General features: G+C 61.1%; 18 protein-coding genes. 14 read left to right on the forward strand and 4 right to left on the reverse strand.

The window, feature by feature from the left end; translation table 11 throughout:
• Window positions 1-58 precede the first annotated feature (58 nt).
• From HPQ64_RS13775 to HPQ64_RS13795, 5 genes are all read left to right on the forward strand, one after another.
• Entirely contained in the window at window positions 59-307 is a 249-nt protein-coding gene (locus HPQ64_RS13775) for a GlsB/YeaQ/YmgE family stress response membrane protein (RefSeq protein WP_172889059.1), read from the forward strand.
• A 21-nt stretch (window positions 308-328) separates the two neighbouring features.
• The gene (locus HPQ64_RS13780; protein ID WP_172889060.1) at window positions 329-574 is read left to right on the forward strand and encodes a GlsB/YeaQ/YmgE family stress response membrane protein; all 246 of its coding nucleotides are present in this window, start codon (window positions 329-331) and stop codon (window positions 572-574) included.
• Window positions 571-1,014 (forward strand): acyl-CoA thioesterase, encoded by a 444-nt coding sequence (locus HPQ64_RS13785; protein ID WP_210260269.1) that lies wholly within the window; start codon window positions 571-573, stop codon window positions 1,012-1,014. Before HPQ64_RS13780 ends, HPQ64_RS13785 begins: the two co-directional genes overlap by 4 nt.
• Before the next feature lie 61 nt (window positions 1,015-1,075).
• Window positions 1,076-2,068 carry a lipoyl synthase gene (gene lipA / locus HPQ64_RS13790; RefSeq protein WP_172889061.1) on the forward strand — a complete coding sequence of 331 codons (993 nt, stop codon included), beginning with the start codon at window positions 1,076-1,078 and terminating at the stop codon, window positions 2,066-2,068.
• Window positions 2,069-2,117: 49 nt separating this feature from the next.
• Window positions 2,118-2,573: a type II toxin-antitoxin system RatA family toxin gene (locus HPQ64_RS13795; protein ID WP_172889062.1), complete on the forward strand. Its 456-nt coding sequence runs from the start codon at window positions 2,118-2,120 to the stop codon at window positions 2,571-2,573.
• A gap of 10 nt (window positions 2,574-2,583) precedes the next feature.
• Here HPQ64_RS13795 and HPQ64_RS13800 read toward each other — a convergent pair whose 3' ends face one another.
• The 3 genes from HPQ64_RS13800 to HPQ64_RS13810 form a co-directional block, all read right to left on the reverse strand.
• Window positions 2,584-3,033: a hypothetical protein gene (locus HPQ64_RS13800; RefSeq protein ID WP_172889063.1), complete on the reverse strand. Its 450-nt coding sequence runs from the start codon at window positions 3,031-3,033 to the stop codon at window positions 2,584-2,586.
• A gap of 110 nt (window positions 3,034-3,143) precedes the next feature.
• Window positions 3,144-3,638: a CinA family protein gene (locus HPQ64_RS13805; protein ID WP_172889064.1), complete on the reverse strand. Its 495-nt coding sequence runs from the start codon at window positions 3,636-3,638 to the stop codon at window positions 3,144-3,146.
• Window positions 3,635-4,903: a bifunctional 2-C-methyl-D-erythritol 4-phosphate cytidylyltransferase/2-C-methyl-D-erythritol 2,4-cyclodiphosphate synthase gene (locus HPQ64_RS13810; RefSeq protein WP_172889065.1), complete on the reverse strand. Its 1,269-nt coding sequence runs from the start codon at window positions 4,901-4,903 to the stop codon at window positions 3,635-3,637. The genes HPQ64_RS13805 and HPQ64_RS13810 overlap by 4 nt, the downstream gene beginning before the upstream one ends.
• A gap of 267 nt (window positions 4,904-5,170) precedes the next feature.
• On the opposite strand from HPQ64_RS13810, the gene dusB reads away from it, so the two are divergent.
• The 9 genes from dusB (at window position 5,171) to hflX (ending at window position 16,902) form a co-directional block, all read left to right on the forward strand.
• Window positions 5,171-6,106, forward strand: a complete 936-nt coding sequence (dusB, locus tag HPQ64_RS13815; protein ID WP_425483820.1) for a tRNA dihydrouridine synthase DusB — start codon at window positions 5,171-5,173, stop codon at window positions 6,104-6,106.
• Entirely contained in the window at window positions 6,103-7,242 is a 1,140-nt protein-coding gene (locus tag HPQ64_RS13820) for a two-component system sensor histidine kinase NtrB (RefSeq protein ID WP_172889067.1), read from the forward strand. The genes dusB and HPQ64_RS13820 overlap by 4 nt, the downstream gene beginning before the upstream one ends.
• Before the next feature lie 3 nt (window positions 7,243-7,245).
• On the forward strand, window positions 7,246-8,682 hold the full coding sequence (ntrC, locus tag HPQ64_RS13825) for a nitrogen regulation protein NR(I) (RefSeq protein WP_172889068.1): 1,437 nt from the start codon (window positions 7,246-7,248) through the stop codon (window positions 8,680-8,682).
• 206 nt (window positions 8,683-8,888) lie between these two features.
• Window positions 8,889-11,189, forward strand: coding sequence for a sensor histidine kinase NtrY-like (locus HPQ64_RS13830; protein WP_172889069.1), 2,301 nt, complete (start codon window positions 8,889-8,891; stop codon window positions 11,187-11,189).
• Window positions 11,179-12,549, forward strand: coding sequence for a nitrogen assimilation response regulator NtrX (ntrX, locus tag HPQ64_RS13835; RefSeq protein ID WP_172889070.1), 1,371 nt, complete (start codon window positions 11,179-11,181; stop codon window positions 12,547-12,549). Before HPQ64_RS13830 ends, ntrX begins: the two co-directional genes overlap by 11 nt.
• A 61-nt stretch (window positions 12,550-12,610) precedes the next feature.
• Window positions 12,611-13,987 carry a Trk system potassium transporter TrkA gene (gene trkA, locus HPQ64_RS13840; RefSeq protein WP_172889071.1) on the forward strand — a complete coding sequence of 459 codons (1,377 nt, stop codon included), beginning with the start codon at window positions 12,611-12,613 and terminating at the stop codon, window positions 13,985-13,987.
• 146 nt (window positions 13,988-14,133) lie between these two features.
• Entirely contained in the window at window positions 14,134-14,997 is an 864-nt protein-coding gene (locus HPQ64_RS13845) for a D-amino-acid transaminase (RefSeq protein ID WP_172889072.1), read from the forward strand.
• A gap of 252 nt (window positions 14,998-15,249) precedes the next feature.
• Entirely contained in the window at window positions 15,250-15,507 is a 258-nt protein-coding gene (gene hfq, locus HPQ64_RS13850) for an RNA chaperone Hfq (protein ID WP_160777201.1), read from the forward strand.
• On the forward strand, window positions 15,508-16,902 hold the full coding sequence (gene hflX / locus HPQ64_RS13855; RefSeq protein WP_172889073.1) for a GTPase HflX: 1,395 nt from the start codon (window positions 15,508-15,510) through the stop codon (window positions 16,900-16,902).
• Here hflX and mazG read toward each other — a convergent pair.
• Complete coding sequence (gene mazG / locus HPQ64_RS13860; RefSeq protein ID WP_172889599.1) at window positions 16,889-17,710, reverse strand: nucleoside triphosphate pyrophosphohydrolase; 822 nt, start codon at window positions 17,708-17,710, stop codon at window positions 16,889-16,891. The genes hflX and mazG overlap by 14 nt on opposite strands.
• Between the last annotated feature and the right edge of the window lie 82 nt (window positions 17,711-17,792).

The raw sequence follows: 17,792 nt of genomic DNA on the forward strand, positions 1-17,792 counted from the left end.
ACCCTGAGAGTGCGGCATACGCCGCATCTCAGGCAGGCGATACGGAACGGAGGCGGACATGGAAGCGAAAAACATCCTTATCTGGTGCGCAATCGGCATTCTTGCAGGATGGTTGGCCAGCTTCATCGTGGGGGGCGGCGGGTTACTGCGCTATCTCGTTACGGGACTGATCGGGGCATTCGCGGGCGGTTTGCTCGTGAACCTGAGCGGGATCAACGTCAATCTGGGCAATGAATACGTGAACCAGATCGTCGTTGCTGCCATCGGTGCCATCATCGTTGTGCTGATCGCCCGCTTCCTCGCCTGACGAAGATCGACCGGGGAACTTATGGGATTCATCTTCTGGATCGTCATCGGCCTGATTGCCGGTGCAGTAGCCTATCGTGTGCTCGACAGCCGTGGCGGGTTCATCGGCAGCCTCGTTGTGGGGCTGGTCGGAGCGCTTGTCGGCGGCAAGCTTGCCGAGATCCTGCGCCTCAAGATTACGGGTGGCTTCGTCGATCAGCTCGTGCTCGCAACCGTCGGGGCCATCCTGTTCCTCTTCGTCTGGCGCAAGATCAGGGAAGCCGCATGAAAGGTGAGATGCCGAAGCTTGAAGACTTTCCGGTGCGGACGTCGGACAAGCTGCGCTATGCCGATACGGACCGCCAGGGCCATGTGAACAACGCCGTCTTCGCAACGTTTCTGGAAACCGGCCGGGTCGAGCTGTTCTTCAATCCCGAGACAGGACCGCTTGCGAAGGAAAGTGCCGCCTTCGTGATCGCAAGCCTCAAGCTCGATTTTCTGTCGGAGATCAACTGGCCCGGCACGGTCGATATCGGCACGCGCGTTTTGAAGGTAGGGCGCAGTTCGATGACGCTTGATCAGGCTATCTTCCAGAACGACGCCTGCGTTGCCAGGGCGCAAACCGTGATCGTGCAGATGGATGAGGCGACGCGCCGCTCGACGCCCCTGTCAAAGGATGTGCTGCAGCGGTTGGGCGCATTGATAATGGAGGCTTCGCCGGCCGAATGAACATCGCTGCCCGTCGCCTTCGTCACTTGACCTTTCTCCGCAAAAACGACATGTGAAGCCCATGGTTACGATCGTCGACACTCTCTCCAAGCCCGACACCGATGCGGCAAAGTCGCCGGAGCGTCCTCGCCATCCGGAAAAGGCGCATCGCCCGGATAACCCGATCCAGCGCAAACCGAAATGGATCAGGGTTAAGGCCCCGACGTCGCCCGTTTATCGCGAGACGATCGATATCGTGCGCGACAACAAGCTCGTGACGGTTTGCGAGGAGGCGGGCTGTCCCAATATCGGTGAATGCTGGTCGAAGAAGCACGCGAGCTTCATGATCCTCGGCGACACCTGCACCCGCGCCTGCGCCTTCTGCAATGTGCGCACCGGGATGCCCGGCCCGGTGGATGAGGGCGAGCCGGAGCGTATAGCCGAAGCCGTTGCCGCCATGGGGCTGAACCATGTCGTCATCACCTCCGTTGACCGGGACGATCTCGACGATGGTGGGGCAACGCATTTCGCCAATGTGATCAAGGCGATCCGCAAAGGCTCTCCGGGCACGACGGTCGAGGTTCTGACGCCGGACTTCCTGCGCAAGGACGGTGCGCTCGAAATCGTCGTGGAAGCAAAGCCCGACGTCTTCAACCACAACATGGAAACGGTTCCATCGAAGTATCTCAAGGTCCGTCCGGGCGCGCGGTATTTCCACTCCATTCGCCTGTTGCAGCGGGTCAAGGAGCTGGACACGACGATGTTCACCAAGTCCGGCATGATGGTCGGCCTCGGCGAGGAACGCAACGAAGTGCTTCAGCTGATGGACGATCTGCGCACGGCGGATGTCGATTTCCTGACCATCGGTCAATATCTTCAGCCGACGAAGAAGCACCATGCGGTCATGGCCTTCATCACGCCTGAGGAATTCAAGGCTTATGAGCGTATTGCCTACGCCAAGGGATTCTTGAAGGTATCGTCGAGCCCGCTGACCCGCTCCTCACATCATGCGGGGGAAGATTTCGCGGACCTTCGCCGCGCGCGCGAGGCGAAATTCGGCAGGATCGCCCGATAGGGCGACCGGAAAACGCACCACGACTTGATGAGCAGCAGGCCGAGGACACATGCCGACGTTTCACACCGAACACAAGGTTGAGCATTCCGCGAAAAACATGTTCGATCTGGTGGCCGATGTCGAACAATATCCGCGCTTCGTCCCGCTTTGCGAAGCGCTGGTCGTGCGGGGCCGCAAGCAGTTCGACGATGGGAAGGAAGTGCTCATCGCGGATATGACGGTGGCCTACAAGCTTTTCCGCGAGACCTTCACGAGCCGTGTCACGCTAGACCGTGGCAGCTACGAAATTTACGTCGAATATCTCGATGGGCCGTTCAAGCACCTGGAAAACACCTGGGCCTTCACACCGCTCGGGGCAAATTCCTGCGAGATACGCTTCCACATCACCTATGAATTCAAGAGCCGTACGCTGGGCGCGCTCATGGGGGCGATGTTCGACCGCGCCTTCAGCAAGTTTTCCGATGCGTTCGAGGCGCGCGCCGACGAGATCTACAAGACCGCCTGAAATCCGTGCTTTACTTCGCGTGGTAGGTTGAGGCCTGCTCGCCGGAATTGCTGTATTTGTTGAACGCCTTCTTCAGCGCCTGGAAGCGCTGGTTGTATTCGATCTCGCCATCGTCGAGGCGCATGACGAGGACATAATCTTCCTCGATGCCGATATCCTTCAGGCTCACTTGTTCCTGCGGGTTAAGGCAGGCGCGGCGCCAGCCGGAACCCTGGTTGAACTCCAGCGTGACCTTGCGCCCGTGCTCCACTTCCCAACGCATCCAGGCGATTGTCCGGGGCCGGGACCAATACTTCCGGCCGCAGAGTTCGATCTGGTAAAGCCCGCGCGCTCTTTCGGTATACATGCGGTGGCTTGCGTAGAAGACGCCGTCGACATGGCGGGAGATCATGAAGAATTCGGTCGCCTGCGCCGTACCGGCGATAAGGCTGAGGGCTAGGGCGATGATGGGCGTGCGCATTCTTCTCTGTCCATGTCGGCGTGAACGGCATGCCCCAATTTGCATTTGAGCATGAAAACCTTTGGCTTCAGACAGCGACGCTATTTCACGCAAACAAAGAATACGTTAGGTCAGATTATAAAATTTGAAATACCTTCAATTGCTTGGCGAACCGACGCCAGCCGGATGCCGTCACGGCCGAGGTCGCCGAAGCGGCGCTCTACATGGCGAGTGGGCTCGCCGTTGCGCGCAACGGCGAAGTGAACGAGACCGACCGGCTTTTCCTCCGACCCACCGCCCGGTCCGGCTATTCCGGTCACTGAAACGGCGATATCGGCACGCGAGCGGGCAAGCGCGCCTTTCGCCATGGCGATGGCGACTTCGCGGCTCACAGCGCCGACGTTGGCGATCAGATCTTCCGGCACACCAAGCATCTCGGTTTTTGCCGTGTTCGAATAGGTGACGAAGCCGCGATCCACAACCGCCGACGATCCGGCGATTTCGGTAAGAAGGCCGGCGACCAGCCCGCCGGTGCAGGATTCGGCGGTGGCGATCATCAGGCCCTTTTCCGTGCACTCGGCGATAAGGGCCTGGGCAAGCGGTTTCAGCGTCGAGAGATCGGTCATCGGTTGTCCTCTCCGGCTCTATCGAATGGCAACCTGATGGTTGCGCAAGCCATTGCGGCTATCCCTTCCCGACGGCCCGTGAAGCCCAGTTGTTCGGATGTCGTGGCCTTCACCGACACTCTCGATACCGGCAGGCTACAGATTTCGGCAATACGCCGCCGCATCCTTTCCCTGTGGGGGCCGATCTTCGGCGCTTCGCAGACGATCGTCACGTCGATGTGGGCGATTCTTCCGCGCTGTTGCGCAACGCGATCGATCGCGAATATCAGGAACTTGTCGGAAGCCGCACCCTTCCACTCAGGGTCGCTCGGCGGGAAATGGTGACCGATATCTCCGTCGCCAAGCGCGCCGAAAATCGCGTCGGTAATGGCGTGTAGCACCACATCCGCATCCGAATGGCCCTTGAGTTTCCGCTCGAAAGGGATTTCCACTCCGCCAAGAATGACCGCTTTTCCCGGTTCGAACGCGTGCACGTCATATCCCGTACCGACACGAATGTCCCCGAGCTTGAGCCATTCCTCCATCAGCACTCTCCGTTCCGCCGCCACCAGGTCATCCGGCGTCGTTATCTTCGTGTTCCCGGGCGAACCGGTTGAAACATGAACGTTCATTCCCGCCCATTCGGCCACCGCCGCATCGTCGGTAAAATCGCCCCTGCCGGCATCCGCCGCTTTCCGGTGGGCATACAGAACGTCGGAATAACGGAACGATTGCGGCGTCTGCGCCGCCCATATCCCGTTCCTGTCCACGGTCGCTCCCACCGTCATTCCGCCATCGACCCGTTTCAGCGTGTCGGCTACCGGCACCGCGGCGATGAGGGCGCTTGCGCCTTCTTCAAGCTTTGCGGCCGCATCCGACACAATGTCGCGGGTAACGAAAGGGCGTGCGGCATCGTGAATGAGCACGAATTCCGGCGCGTTTTCGAAAAGCGCCTCAAGCCCGTTCAGCACCGATTCTTGACGCGTCCTTCCTCCCACCGCGGGCGGCAGGATCCGTTCGTCCTCGGGGTCGCTACCCATCGCACGGTCATAAAGGGCTCGGTCGTCGGCATGGATGACCGGCAAGACGGCATCGACAAGCCCCGTATCGAGCAACGCTGTCACCGTGCGCCGGAGGATGGAAACGCCGGCCAGTTCGATATATTGCTTCGGCGTCGCGCTTTCCTGTGTCCCGGCAATTCGCGTGCCGCGTCCGGCCGCAACGACGATCGCTACAATTCGCGGGGATAGACCCGCTTCCCGCCGTGATTTCGTGTCAATCGTCATCTCGCTCCCAGCCGTCGTTACATCATCTCATCGTGGTATTGCGCCAAAGGGGCCTGCGAGACAAGTCACGTGACGGATGATCGTCCAAAGGTTATTTCGCACTGCAAAAAACAGGCTTGCTACGAGAGATAAATGTCTATTACATAGGCACTAGAAGAAACTGCACAGCATATGAGCAATAATTCAGTGTCATTTGCGCCGATGAGCCCCCTTGAGCCGCTTCGGATTGGCTCCGTTGAAATCCCGAACCGGGCGTTCCTGGCCCCCATGTCGGGCGTCTCAGATCTTCCGTTCCGCCGGCTTGCCGCGCGTTTCGGGGCCGGACTCGTCGTATCGGAAATGGTCGCCTGCGAGCAGTTCGTGGAAGGTCACGACGAGACGTCGCTGCGCGCCGAAGGAGACGGCATATTCCCGCATGTCATACAGCTTGCCGGGCGCGAGGCGCGCTGGATGCATGAAGCCGCGAAACATGCGCAAGCCGCGGGCGCGGATATCATAGACATAAACATGGGCTGCCCGGCCAAGAAAGTGACGAGCGGCTACTCCGGGTCGGCTCTCATGCGCGATCTCGACCATGCGATGACGCTGATCGAAGCGACGGTGAAGGCCGTCGATGTGCCGGTAACGCTCAAGATGCGCCTTGGCTGGGACGATCGGTCCATCAACGCGCCGGAGCTTGCCCGCCGCGCGGAAGCCGCCGGCGTCAGAATGGTGACGGTGCATGGCCGCACGCGCTGCCAGTTCTACAAGGGCAGCGCGGACTGGGCCGCGATTCGGCAGGTGAGGGAGACGATCGATATCCCGCTTGTTGCCAATGGGGACTGCCGCACGACCGAAGATGCCCGGCGGATGATGGAGCTTTCCGGCGCGGATGCCGTCATGATCGGGCGCGGGGCCTATGGCCGTCCCTGGCAGCCTGGCCTCATCGGTGCGGAACTTTCCGCAAACGAGGGGCCGGAGGTTCCGGCAGGTGCCGCGCTTGCCGGTCTGGTGGCCGAACACTACGAAATGATGCTCTCCCACCACGGCGTCGAGGTCGGGCGCAGGACGGCGCGCAAGCATCTCGGCTGGTATATGGACGAAGCTGAAACGCCCGTTCCCGCGGACCTCAGGCGCAGAATACTCACCTGCGACGATCCGGCGGAAGTCCTTCGCGCGATTCCTGCCTGTTTTGACGGAACGGCCTTGCGGAGCGCGGCATGACGGGCGCATTGCAGCAGCCGGTGCGCAACACCGTGAACGGCGAGGCGAGCGCGCGCATTCTCGATTCGCTTCCCCATCCCGTCATCCAGGTCGGTCCCGATGGTGCGATCGTGGCGGCCAACATGGCGGCGGAAAACTTCTTCGGCGCCAGCGCCTCCGTTTTGAAGCGGCACCCGATTTCCTACTTCGTGCCCTTCGGCAGCCCGCTTCTGGCGCTGATCGATCAGGTGCGCGAACGTGGCGCGCCGGTCAACGAATACAAGGTCGATGTCGGCTCGCCTCGCATCGGCGCGGATCGCATCGTCGATATCAACGCCGCGCCCGTTACCGAGCAGCAGGGTGCTGTCGTGCTGATGTTCCAGGAACGCGGCATGGCTGAAAAGATCGACCGGCAGCTCACCTCGCGAGGTGCCGCACGCACAGTGACGGGGCTTGCGGCCATGCTTGCCCATGAGATCAAGAACCCGCTTTCGGGTATTCGCGGTGCCGCGCAGCTTCTCGAAGCTTCCACCGGCGAGGACGATCGCCCGCTTACCCGCCTCATAATGGACGAGACGGACCGGATCGTGAAGCTCGTCGACCGGATGGAGGTTTTTTCCGACGAACGGCCGATAGAGCGCGAGCCGGTAAACATCCATGTCGTGCTCGATCACGTGAAACGGCTTGCCGAATCCGGCTTCGCCCGCAACGTGCGGATTGTCGAGGAATATGACCCCTCGCTTCCCGCCGTCTATGCGAACCGGGATCAACTGGTGCAGGTCTTCCTCAATCTGGTGAAAAACGCCTGCGAGTCGCTCGGCGGCAGATCCGATGCCGAGGTCGCGCTCACGACGGCCTTCAGGCCCGGCATTCGCCTGTCCGTTCCCGGGACGACGGAGCGGGTCAGTCTGCCGCTTGAATTCTGTGTTCGCGACAATGGCCCTGGCGTGCCGGAAGACCTGCTGCCGCACCTGTTCGAGCCGTTCATCACCACCAAGACCAACGGTTCGGGCCTCGGCCTTGCGCTTGTCGCCAAGATCATCGGCGACCACGGCGGCGTCATCGAATGCGACAGCCAGGCGGGGCGAACCGTATTTCGCATCCTGATGCCTGCCTATCTGCCCAAGGGTATGCCCTCGAACGACAGGACATGTTGACCAATGCCGACCGGGACCATTCTCGTTGCCGACGACGATGCCGCGATCCGCACGGTATTGAATCAGGCTCTTTCGCGTGCGGGCTACACCGTGCGCCTGACCTCCAACGCCACCACGCTCTGGCGATGGGTAAGTTCCGGAGATGGCGATCTTGTCATCACCGACGTCGTCATGCCGGATGAAAACATCTTCGATGTGCTGCCGCGGATGCGGAAATTGCGGCCCGATCTTCCGGTTGTGGTGATGAGTGCGCAAAACACCTTCATGACGGCGATCCGAGCGTCGGAAAAGGGGGCGTACGAATATCTGCCGAAGCCGTTCGACCTCAAGGAACTGACGACCATCGTCGGCCGCGCCCTGTCGGAGCCGAAGGGCCGGCACGCTTCGCCCGTGGAAGAGACGAACGAACATATTCCGCTGGTCGGGCGCTCGCCCGCCATGCAGGAGATTTACCGCGTTCTCGCCCGCCTCATGCAGACGGACCTGACGGTCATGATTTCCGGCGAATCCGGCACCGGCAAGGAGCTTGTCGCCAAGGCCCTGCATGATTATGGCAAGCGCAGGAACGGGCCGTTCGTCGCCATCAACATGGCCGCCATACCGCGTGATCTGATCGAGGCGGAACTTTTCGGCCATGAGAAGGGCGCTTTCACCGGCGCCCAGGCGCGCTCCTCCGGCCGTTTCGAGCAGGCCGACGGCGGCACGTTGTTTCTCGATGAAATCGGCGACATGCCGATGGAGGCGCAAACGCGGCTCCTGCGCGTTCTCCAGCAGGGCGAATACACGACCGTCGGCGGCCGTACGCCCATCAAGACGGATGTGCGCATAATCGCCGCCACCAACAAGGATCTGAGCCATCTGATCCAGCAAGGCCTCTTCCGCGAGGACCTGTTCTACCGCCTCAACGTCGTTCCGATCCGCCTGCCGGCCTTGCGCGAACGGCTTGAGGATATCGGCGATCTCGTGCGCCATTTCTTCATGCTGGCGGAGCAGGAAGGGCTTCCCGCCAAGCAGATCGACCAGGCGGCGCTTGAGCGTCTACGCCGTCATCGCTGGCCCGGCAACGTGCGCGAGCTTGAAAACCTGATCCGACGGCTTGCGGCGCTTTATCCGCAAGACGTGATCACCACCTCGCTGATCGACCAGGAACTGAGCCAGCCGGCCCCATCCTCGCTCAACGGCGAGAACGCCAGCGAAAACCTCGGCGATTCGGTGGAGCGTTATCTCAACGGCTATTTCGACAATTTCGGCGAGGCGCTGCCGCCTCCGGGGCTTTACCACCGCATCCTGCGCGAGGTTGAATATCCGCTCATCAGCGCGGCACTTGCCGCCACGCGCGGCAACCAGATCCGCGCGGCAGAACTTCTGGGCGTCAATCGCAACACCTTGCGCAAGAAGGTGAAAGATCTGGATATCCAGGTCATCCGCTCCAGCCGCTGAACGACCTCCAAGAGGTGCCGGAAAGCGGCCGCGCCTTGCGCCATTCTGCCTGCGGGAAATGTGGATAGTTAAATTTCCGCATAACCGGGCATGACGTTGCCCGCAAACTGTCGTATTTAAGCAACAAAGTGTGGTATCGGCGTCGCGAACTTCGAAAAACATCTTCTCGTCGATATGTGATCGGGCTTTTTACGAATGGTGTTTTGATGTCCGTACTTGCGGAGCGTCACGGCAAAAGCGGTATCGAGGGCGAGCAGCCTTCGCGAGCAGGCGGATTCCGCAAGGCGGGGTTTGCGCTCGTTATCCTTGCTCTGATCTCCATCGCCGTGACGTTCTTCGTCCTGACCGGCCTGACGCCGATTCAGCCGACGAGCCGGGTCGTGACGATTGCCATGGCGATCAACACGGTGCTCGTGGCGATCCTGGTTTTCATGATCTGCTACGAGGTCGTGGGCCTCGTGCAAGCAAGGCGGCGGGGGCGGGCGGCCGCGCGCCTTCACGTGCGCATCGTCACGCTGTTCAGCGTGGTTGCCGCCGTTCCGGCGATCATCGTCGCGGTTGTCGCCACGGTCACGCTCGACCGCGGCCTCGACCGCTGGTTCGAGGATCGCACGCGCACCATCATCAACAACGCGCTCGTCGTTGCCCAGGCCTATCTGCAGGAGCATGCGCGGGTTCTGCGTGCCGATCTCATCGCCATGGGCAACGATATCGACCGCGCCAAGGCCGTCTATGACTACGAGCCGACGCGGTTCGACAGCTTCTTTCAGGCGCAGACTTCGCTTCGCGCGCTTCTCGGCGCCTATCTGATGAGCTCCGACGGGTCGATCATCACCCGCGTCCTGCCGAAGCCGGATGCTCGCGTCCTGCTGCCGCCCGACAATGCCTTCAGGGAGGCTGAAGACGGTGAACCGGTGCTGATCGCGCCCGGCCCGTCCAATCTTGTCGGCGGCGTCATCAAGCTTTCCGCCTATGACGACATGTATCTCTACATCACCCGCGCGATGGACAAGCGCGTGGTCGATTACATGCGCCTGGCGGAGGAGGGGGCCGAACAATACACGGAGCTGGAAAACACCCGCTTCGGGGTGCAGGTCGCCTTTGCGTTGGTCTTTACGGGCGTGGCGCTCGTTCTGCTTCTGTCAGCGATCTGGATGGGTTTCGGCTTCGCGAACCGGCTGGTCGCGCCGATCCGGCGGCTGATCGCCGCCGCCGATGAGGTTTCCAGGGGCAATCTCTTGGTAAACGTGGAAACGGAGAAGTCCGCAGGCGACCTCGCCAATCTCGGCGAGACGTTCAACAACATGACCGGGCAGTTGCGCGGCCAGCGCGATGCGCTGCTTGCCGCCAACGACCAGATCGACCGCCGCCGCCGCTTTACGGAAGCCGTGCTCTCGGGGGTTACCGCAGGTGTCGTGGGCATCGACGAGACGGGGCGGATTTCGCTGGTAAACCTTTCCGCGCTTGCCCTTTTCGACATGGAAGAGGAAAGGTTGCTCGACCATTCCCTTGCCGAAGCCGTTCCCGAGCTTGCTCCCATCGTCGACGATATTCTCAACAGGAACGACGGCCGGTTCCGCGAAACGCAGGTTTCCATCGTTCGCCACGGGCGCGAGCGCACGGTGAACGTGCGTGTCACCAGCGAACAGTCGACAAGGCGCGAACACGGCTATGTCGTTACGCTCGATGACATTACGGATCTTGTCGCCGCGCAGCGAACCTCCGCCTGGGCGGATGTCGCCCGCCGCATTGCCCATGAGATCAAGAACCCGCTGACGCCGATCCAGCTTTCGGCGGAGCGTATCCGCCGCCGCTACGGCAAGAAGATCGAGGAGGACCGCACCATCTTCGATCAATGCGTCGACACGATCATTCGCCAGGTAGGCGATATCGGCCGCATGGTCGACGAATTCTCCTCCTTCGCGCGCATGCCCAAGCCGACCATGGACAAGGGGGATCTCAGGAACACGGTGCGCGAGGCGGCCTTCCTGCAAAGCGTTGCGCACCCGGAACTGGAGATAAAGACCCATCTTCCGGAGGAAAGCCTGCCGACGATCTTCGACACGCGCCTCGTCGGCCAGGCGCTTACCAACGTCATCAAGAACGCGACGGAGGCGATCGCCGCAGCACAGTTCAGCGAAGGCGAAAAGGGGCGCATCGATGTGCATTTGCGCAATGAAGACGAGATGCGCGTGATCGATATCATCGACAATGGCATCGGCCTGCCGCAGGAAAACAGGCAGCGATTGCTCGAACCCTATATGACCACGCGTGAAAAGGGCACGGGGCTGGGCCTCGCCATCGTGCGCAAGATCATGGAAGAGCACGGCGGCGGCATCGACCTACTGGACGCGCCGGCCGTAGCCGGGGGCGGGCGGGGCGCCATGGTCCGCCTTCGGTTGAGCGCACGCCCGCCAACCTCCGAAGAGCAGGCGCAAGACGACGCCGGCAAATCGGACGCCAGCAAATCGACGGTTGAAGAAACGGTAGAAAACAATGCCCTATGACATTCTCATCGTTGATGACGAGGCCGACATCCGGGAGCTGATAGCCGGCATTCTCGATGACGAAGGCTATGATACCCGCACCGCCGGGGACAGCGATTCCGCGCTTGCGGCGATCAGGGAGCGCCGTCCCTCGCTGGTGATCCTCGATATCTGGCTGATGGGCAGCCGGCTTGACGGCTTGGCCCTTCTCGATGTGATCAAGGAGCAGGATCCCGACCTGCCGATCGTCATCATTTCCGGCCACGGCAATATCGAAACCGCCGTTTCCGCGATCAAGCGCGGCGCGTACGACTACATAGAAAAACCCTTCAAGGCCGACCGCCTGGTGCTTATCACCGAGCGTGCGCTGGAGGCTTCCTCGCTCAGGCGCGAGATCAAGGACCTGAAGCAGCGCAGCTCCGATGCCCTTCAGATGATCGGTGCCTCCTCCGCCGTAAACCACCTGCGCCAGACGATAGAGCGCATCGCCGCCACCAATAGCCGCATCCTGATCACCGGCCCCTCCGGTTCGGGCAAGGAGCTTGCCGCCCGCACGATCCACACCATGTCGCCGCGCGCGCGCGGACCCTTCGTCGTCATCAATGCGGCGACGATCACGCCGGAGCGCATGGAAGAAGAGCTTTTCGGCATCGAGGACGAGGCGACCGGCAAGATCAGAAAGGTCGGCGCGCTGGAGGAAGCGCACGGCGGCACGCTTTACCTCGACGAGGTGGCAGACATGCCGCGCGAGACGCAGGGCAAGATCCTGCGCGTTCTGGTGGAGCAGACATTCGTGCGCGTCGGCGGCACGGGCAAGGTGAAGGTGGATGTGCGCATCCTCTCGTCGAGTGCGCGCAACCTCGAACTGGAGATCGCGGAAGGCACCTTCCGGCAGGATCTTTTCCATCGCCTCGGCGTCGTGCCGCTCGGTATCCCGCCGCTCGCGGACCGGCGGGAGGATATTCCCGAACTGATCGCCTTTTTCATGGAGCAGATTTCCGGCGCGACCGGTCTTCCCGTTCGCAAGATCGGGGAGGATGCCATGGCCGTGCTGCAGGCGCACGACTGGCCCGGGAATATCCGCCAGCTTCGCAACAACGTCGAGCGCCTGATGATCCTGACCCGCGGCGAACCCGACGCGGTGGTGACCGCCGACCTTCTGCCGGCCGAAGTCGGCGACATGCTGCCGAGCCTGACGTCGTCGGGCAATGGCGAGCATCTCATGTCGCTTCCCCTTCGCGACGCGCGCGAGATGTTCGAGCGCGATTATCTTCAGGCGCAGATCAAGCGCTTCGGCGGCAATATCTCGCGCACGGCGGAGTTCGTCGGCATGGAGCGCTCGGCTCTTCACCGCAAGCTGAAGACGCTGGGATTGTCGTAAAAAAATTGCCGTGGGAAGCGATATCCGTTAGCACCGCATAGAAACCACAAGGGCTTAGTGCATGCGAGTTGTCATCTGCGGCGCCGGCCAGGTCGGTTACGGCATTGCCGAAAAGCTGTCGCAGGAGCAAAACGATGTCTCGGTAATCGATTCATCGCCGCGCCTCGTCAACGCGATCCGCGACACGCTCGACGTTCGTGGCTTCGTCGGCCACGGCGCGCATCCGGACGTGCTGGCCCAGGCGGGCGCCGACCAGGCCGACATGCTGATCGCCGTCACCCTTTACGACGAAGTCAACATGGTCGCCTGCCAGGTGGCGCATTCGCTTTTCAACGTGCCGACCAAGATCGCCCGCGTGCGTGCGCAAAGCTACCTGGAAGGACAGTGGAGCGACCTTTTCTCGCGCGAAAACATGCCGATCGACGTGATCATCTCACCGGAGATCGAGGTGGGAGAGATGGTGCTTCGCCGCCTTGCGCTGCCCGGCGCGGTGGAGACGGTGCGCTTTGCCGACGATAACGTGGTGGTGGTCGGCATCATGTGCAACGAGGATTGCCCGGTGGTGAATACGCCGCTCAGGCAGCTTACCGAGCTTTTTCCGGACCTCGGCGCGGTGGTTGTCGGCGTCTTCCGGGCAAACAAGCTGTTCGTGCCGAAAAGTTCCGACACGATCCTGCAAGACGATCTCGTTTATATCGTCGCCCGGCGTGATCAGGTGCGCCGTACGCTTTCCATTTTCGGTCATGAGGAGCCGGAGGCGAACCGAGTGGTGATCGCCGGCGGCGGCAACATCGGCCTTTACGTCGCCCGCGCTCTCGAGCAGCGGCAGACGAAGGCTAAGGTAAAGCTGATCGAGCATTCGCGCGAGCGTGCGGTGGCCATTGCCGACGAGTTGAAGCGCACGGTGATCCTGCACGGCAGCGCGCTCGATCAGCATCTTCTGCTGGAGGCCGACATCGAGGATGCGGATACGATGGTCGCGCTCACCAACGAGGACGAGGTCAATATTCTCTCCTGCGTGATGGCAAAGAAGCTTGGCTGCCGGCGCAATCTTTCGCTTTTGAACAACTCCAGCTATCCGACCTTTGCGCATGCGCTCGGCATCGACGCTTTCGTCAACCCGCGCCAAGTGACGATTTCCAAGATCCTGCGCCACGTCAGAAGGGGGCGCATTCGCGGCGTTCACGCGCTTCAAAACGGAGCTGCGGAAATTATCGAGGCCGAAGCGCTGGAAACCTCGCCGATGGTCGGAAGGCCCTTGCGCGATGTCGATCTGCCGGACGGCATTCGCGTTGGCGCGATATTCCGCGATGGCAAGGTCATTACGCCGAACGGCGAAACCCAGCTCCAGGCGCATGACCGCGTGGTTCTCTTCGCGGTGGCGGATCGGGTGCGGCAGGTGGAGCAGATGTTCCGCGTGAGCCTGGAATTCTTCTGATTGTTCCGAATTCTGCCGGCCTTCGTCTATTCGCGGTCGCGGCGGGCCGGAGGCGGGTATTTCGTTCATTGGCCTCTTGCCCCGCTCCACCGAAGCGCGATACTCGTTGGCGAATAACCCGTTTCCTAAAGACTGTTGGAGTTGCGATGAGTCGCGTTGCCTATGTGAACGGCCAATATGTTCCGCATTCGCAAGCCTGCGTTCATATCGAGGATCGCGGCTATCAGTTCGCCGATGGCGTCTACGAGGTGTGCGAGATCTGGAACCGCAATATCGTGGACGAGCGGCGTCATCTCGACAGGCTGGACCGGTCGCTACGCGAGCTTTCCATCGATGCGCCGATGGGTCGGCCCGCGCTTTGCTTGATCATGCGAGAGGTCATTCGCCGCAATCGGGTGAAAAACGGCCTCGTTTATTTGCAGGTCACGCGTGGCGTTGCGAAGCGCGATCATTATTTCCCGGCCGGCGATACGCCGCCGGCTCTGGTCGTCACGGCGCGTTCCACCGATCCACGTGCGGCCGAAAAGGCCGCCGAAACCGGCTGTGCGGTAATCACCGTTCCCGAAAACCGCTGGGAGCGTGTCGACATCAAATCCATCGGCCTTCTTCCGAACGTCCTTGCCAAGCAAAAGGCGAAGGAGCAGGGCGCCAAGGAGGCCTGGTTCGTGGACCGGGACGGCAACGTGACAGAGGGCGGCTCGACGAATGCATGGATCGTGACGAAAGAGGGCGCGCTCGTCACCCGTCCGGCGGAAGCCGGCATCCTGCGCGGCATCACCCGGCAGGTCGTGATCGAACTTGCGGCGCGTGAAGGCATAAAGTTCGAAGAGCGGCCCTTTACCGTGGAAGAGGCGAAATCGGCCCGGGAGGCGTTCATTACCGCGGCCTCGACGATTGTCATGCCGGTTGTGCGTATCGACGATACGGTCGTTGCGAACGGTTATCCTGGCGCGATTTCACGTATGTTGCGTGAAAAATTTCATGAAGTGAGTGAACTGGAATCGCTGTGACAGTCTGCCGAGGGCCTTGAAAAATCTGGAGACAAAACGAATTTTCATCCGTTAGACTGGCCTTTGTGACTGTCACGGAGCAACAAAGATATCTGACCAAATCTCAGGCGGAACGGGGATAGCGCTTCCTTCCCGCGAATCCTCAAACCGTCAAACAAGAAGGCCGCCCGACGCGCATCTATTAACCTAAGGGCACATTGGGAGACGCGCGGACGTTAAGGCCACAACTTAGAAACCAGGACATAAAAAAACATGGCTGACCGCGCACAAAACCTTCAAGACACGTTTCTCAACCACGTACGCAAGCAAAAAACTCCGCTCACCATTTTCCTCATCAACGGTGTCAAACTTCAAGGTGTAGTCACCTGGTTTGACAATTTCTGCGTTCTTTTGCGCAGGGACGGGCATTCGCAGCTTGTCTACAAGCACGCGATTTCCACTATCATGCCGAATACTCCGATCCAGTTGTTCGATCCCAATGAGGCCGAAAGCGAGAAGGCGGCGGGCTGATTGAAGCCGAAATCGAGAAAATCGACCGAATCTGAAAAGGGCGGCACGGCTCACGAGCCGTTCGCCGAACGTAAGGAAAGCGTCGGCGCAAGGGCGCTTGTCGTCGTGCCTGTGTTCGGGCCGAAAATCAGACGCTCGAACGAGGCCGCCCGGCCGGAGCGTTCCAATGAAGCCCGGCTGGACGAAGCTGTCGGTCTTGCCCGGGCGATCGATCTTGAGATCGTCTCGGCCGGGATCGTCACGCTCAACAGCCTTCGCCCCGCCACGCTCTTCGGCACCGGCAAGGTGGAAGAGCTTGGCCTCACCGTGAAGACGGAGGATGTCGAGCTTGTCGTCGTCGATCATCCGTTGACGCCGATCCAGCAGCGCAACCTCGAAAAGGCGCTGAACGCCAAGGTGCTGGACCGCACGGGCCTCATTCTCGAAATTTTCGGGGCGCGGGCGCGTACCGCCGAAGGGCGCTTGCAGGTGGAGCTTGCCCATCTCAAGTGGCAGAAAAGCCGCCTTGTACGCTCATGGACACACCTTGAGCGTCAGCGTGGCGGCCTCGGCTTCATCGGCGGCCCCGGCGAAACCCAGATCGAGGCGGACAGGCGCCTTATCCAGGAGCGCATCTCGCAGCTTGAGAAAAAGCTTGAGCAGGTGCGCCGCACGCGCGATCTTCACCGCAAACAGCGCAAGAAGGTGCCTCAGCCCGTGGTGGCGCTTGTCGGATACACCAACGCCGGCAAGTCCACTTTGTTCAACAGGCTCACCGAGTCGGAAGTCTTTGCCGAGAATCTCCTGTTTGCGACCCTCGATCCGACGCTCAGGCGCATTCCGCTGCCGCATGGCGGCGAGGTGATCCTGTCCGACACCGTCGGTTTCATTTCCGACCTGCCGACGCATCTGGTCGCCGCCTTCCGCGCGACGCTGGAAGAGGTTCTGGAAGCGGACCTGATCCTGCATGTGCGCGACATTTCGCATGAGGATACGGATGCCCAGGCGCTCGACGTTGCCGATACGCTGCGTCTTCTCGGCATAGAGGAGGGCAGCGACGAGCGCATCATCGAGGTCTGGAACAAGGTCGATCTACTCGATCCGGCCCGTCGGGAGGCGGTTTTGGAGGCGAACCGGGCGGACGGCGGGGCAATCGCCCTTTCCGCCATATCGGGCGAAGGCATCGATATCCTGCTGCAGCGCATCGAGGCGCGGGTCTCGCAGGAGCGCTCGGTCTATGAGATTGACCTTCCGCTGGAAGAGGGCGAAACGCTGGCCTGGCTTTACCGCTCGACGGAAGTGCTCGAGCGGCGGGATGGCGACGCGTCAAGTCACCTGACGCTGCGTGTCGCCCCCAAGCAGCGCGACCGCTTCATGCAGCGTTGCAAGAGCTATATCGAAGCTAAATCCGCTTAGCCGCCTGCCAGATTTCTTCCATCTCGTCCAGCGACATGGCGTCGAGCGTCGTCTGCCGCGCCTTGGCCGTTTCCTCGATGTGGGCGAAACGCTTGCGGAACTTGGCATTCGTTCGCTTCAGCGCCTTCTCCGGGTCGATCTCCAGGTGGCGGGCGAGATTGGCGATCGCGAAGAAAAGATCTCCGATCTCGTCCTCGATCCGGTCACGATCTGGCGTATCGCTTGAAACTTCTTCGGCAAGTTCTTGCGTTTCCTCGGCAACCTTGTCGAGGACGGGCCCTGCCGCGCCCCAGTCGAAGCCGACCTTCGAGGCCTGTTTCTGAAGCTTCTCGGCTTCGGTCAATGCGGGAAATATCGTCGGAACATGGTCGAGGAACCCCTTGTCCTTATCCTCGATACCCAGTTGCGCCCGCCGCTTTGCCCGCTCGCGCTTTTCCTCCGCCTTTATCCTCTCCCACGCACCTTTTGCCATGCCGGCGCTTTTGGCCTCCTCGTCGCCAAAGACATGCGGGTGTCGGCGGATCATTTTCGTGGTTATCCCCTCCACGACGTCGGCAAAGTCGAAGCGGCCCTCCTCATCGGCCATCTGGGCGTGGTAGACGACCTGCAGGAGGAGGTCACCGAGTTCTTCCCTTAAGTCATCGTGATCGTCGCGCTGGATCGCGTCGGCCACCTCGTAAGCCTCCTCGATCGTGTAGGGTGCGATGGAGCGGAAATCCTGCTCGACGTCCCATGGGCATCCTGACGCAGGGTCACGGAGCGCGGCCATGATTTCCAGGAGGCCGGATATATCGCGGGAGGGCTGCACGGTCTGCTCGCCTTTCTGGGGAAGTTTTGGAATTCTCATTCACCCGGATAGCATCGAGATGAACCCGAAACAAACCTTCTGG

This window comes from Hongsoonwoonella zoysiae (genome assembly GCF_013266695.1).
Classification (GTDB): Bacteria; Pseudomonadota; Alphaproteobacteria; order Rhizobiales; family Stappiaceae; genus Hongsoonwoonella; species Hongsoonwoonella zoysiae.

Bases quoted from the DNA above. Each gene is read 5' to 3' on its own strand.
- HPQ64_RS13775 (WP_172889059.1), top strand. From the start codon at position 59: ATGGAAGCGAAAAACATCCTTATCTGGTGCGCAATCGGCATTCTTGCA.
- HPQ64_RS13780 (WP_172889060.1), top strand. From the start codon at position 329: ATGGGATTCATCTTCTGGATCGTCATCGGCCTGATTGCCGGTGCAGTA.
- HPQ64_RS13785 (WP_210260269.1), top strand. From the start codon at position 571: ATGAAAGGTGAGATGCCGAAGCTTGAAGACTTTCCGGTGCGGACGTCG.
- lipA (WP_172889061.1), top strand. From the start codon at position 1,076: ATGGTTACGATCGTCGACACTCTCTCCAAGCCCGACACCGATGCGGCA.
- HPQ64_RS13795 (WP_172889062.1), top strand. From the start codon at position 2,118: ATGCCGACGTTTCACACCGAACACAAGGTTGAGCATTCCGCGAAAAAC.
- HPQ64_RS13800 (WP_172889063.1), bottom strand. From the start codon at position 3,033: ATGCGCACGCCCATCATCGCCCTAGCCCTCAGCCTTATCGCCGGTACG.
- HPQ64_RS13805 (WP_172889064.1), bottom strand. From the start codon at position 3,638: ATGACCGATCTCTCGACGCTGAAACCGCTTGCCCAGGCCCTTATCGCC.
- HPQ64_RS13810 (WP_172889065.1), bottom strand. From the start codon at position 4,903: ATGACGATTGACACGAAATCACGGCGGGAAGCGGGTCTATCCCCGCGA.
- dusB (WP_425483820.1), top strand. From the start codon at position 5,171: ATGTCGGGCGTCTCAGATCTTCCGTTCCGCCGGCTTGCCGCGCGTTTC.
- HPQ64_RS13820 (WP_172889067.1), top strand. From the start codon at position 6,103: ATGACGGGCGCATTGCAGCAGCCGGTGCGCAACACCGTGAACGGCGAG.
- ntrC (WP_172889068.1), top strand. From the start codon at position 7,246: ATGCCGACCGGGACCATTCTCGTTGCCGACGACGATGCCGCGATCCGC.
- HPQ64_RS13830 (WP_172889069.1), top strand. From the start codon at position 8,889: ATGTCCGTACTTGCGGAGCGTCACGGCAAAAGCGGTATCGAGGGCGAG.
- ntrX (WP_172889070.1), top strand. From the start codon at position 11,179: ATGCCCTATGACATTCTCATCGTTGATGACGAGGCCGACATCCGGGAG.
- trkA (WP_172889071.1), top strand. From the start codon at position 12,611: ATGCGAGTTGTCATCTGCGGCGCCGGCCAGGTCGGTTACGGCATTGCC.
- HPQ64_RS13845 (WP_172889072.1), top strand. From the start codon at position 14,134: ATGAGTCGCGTTGCCTATGTGAACGGCCAATATGTTCCGCATTCGCAA.
- hfq (WP_160777201.1), top strand. From the start codon at position 15,250: ATGGCTGACCGCGCACAAAACCTTCAAGACACGTTTCTCAACCACGTA.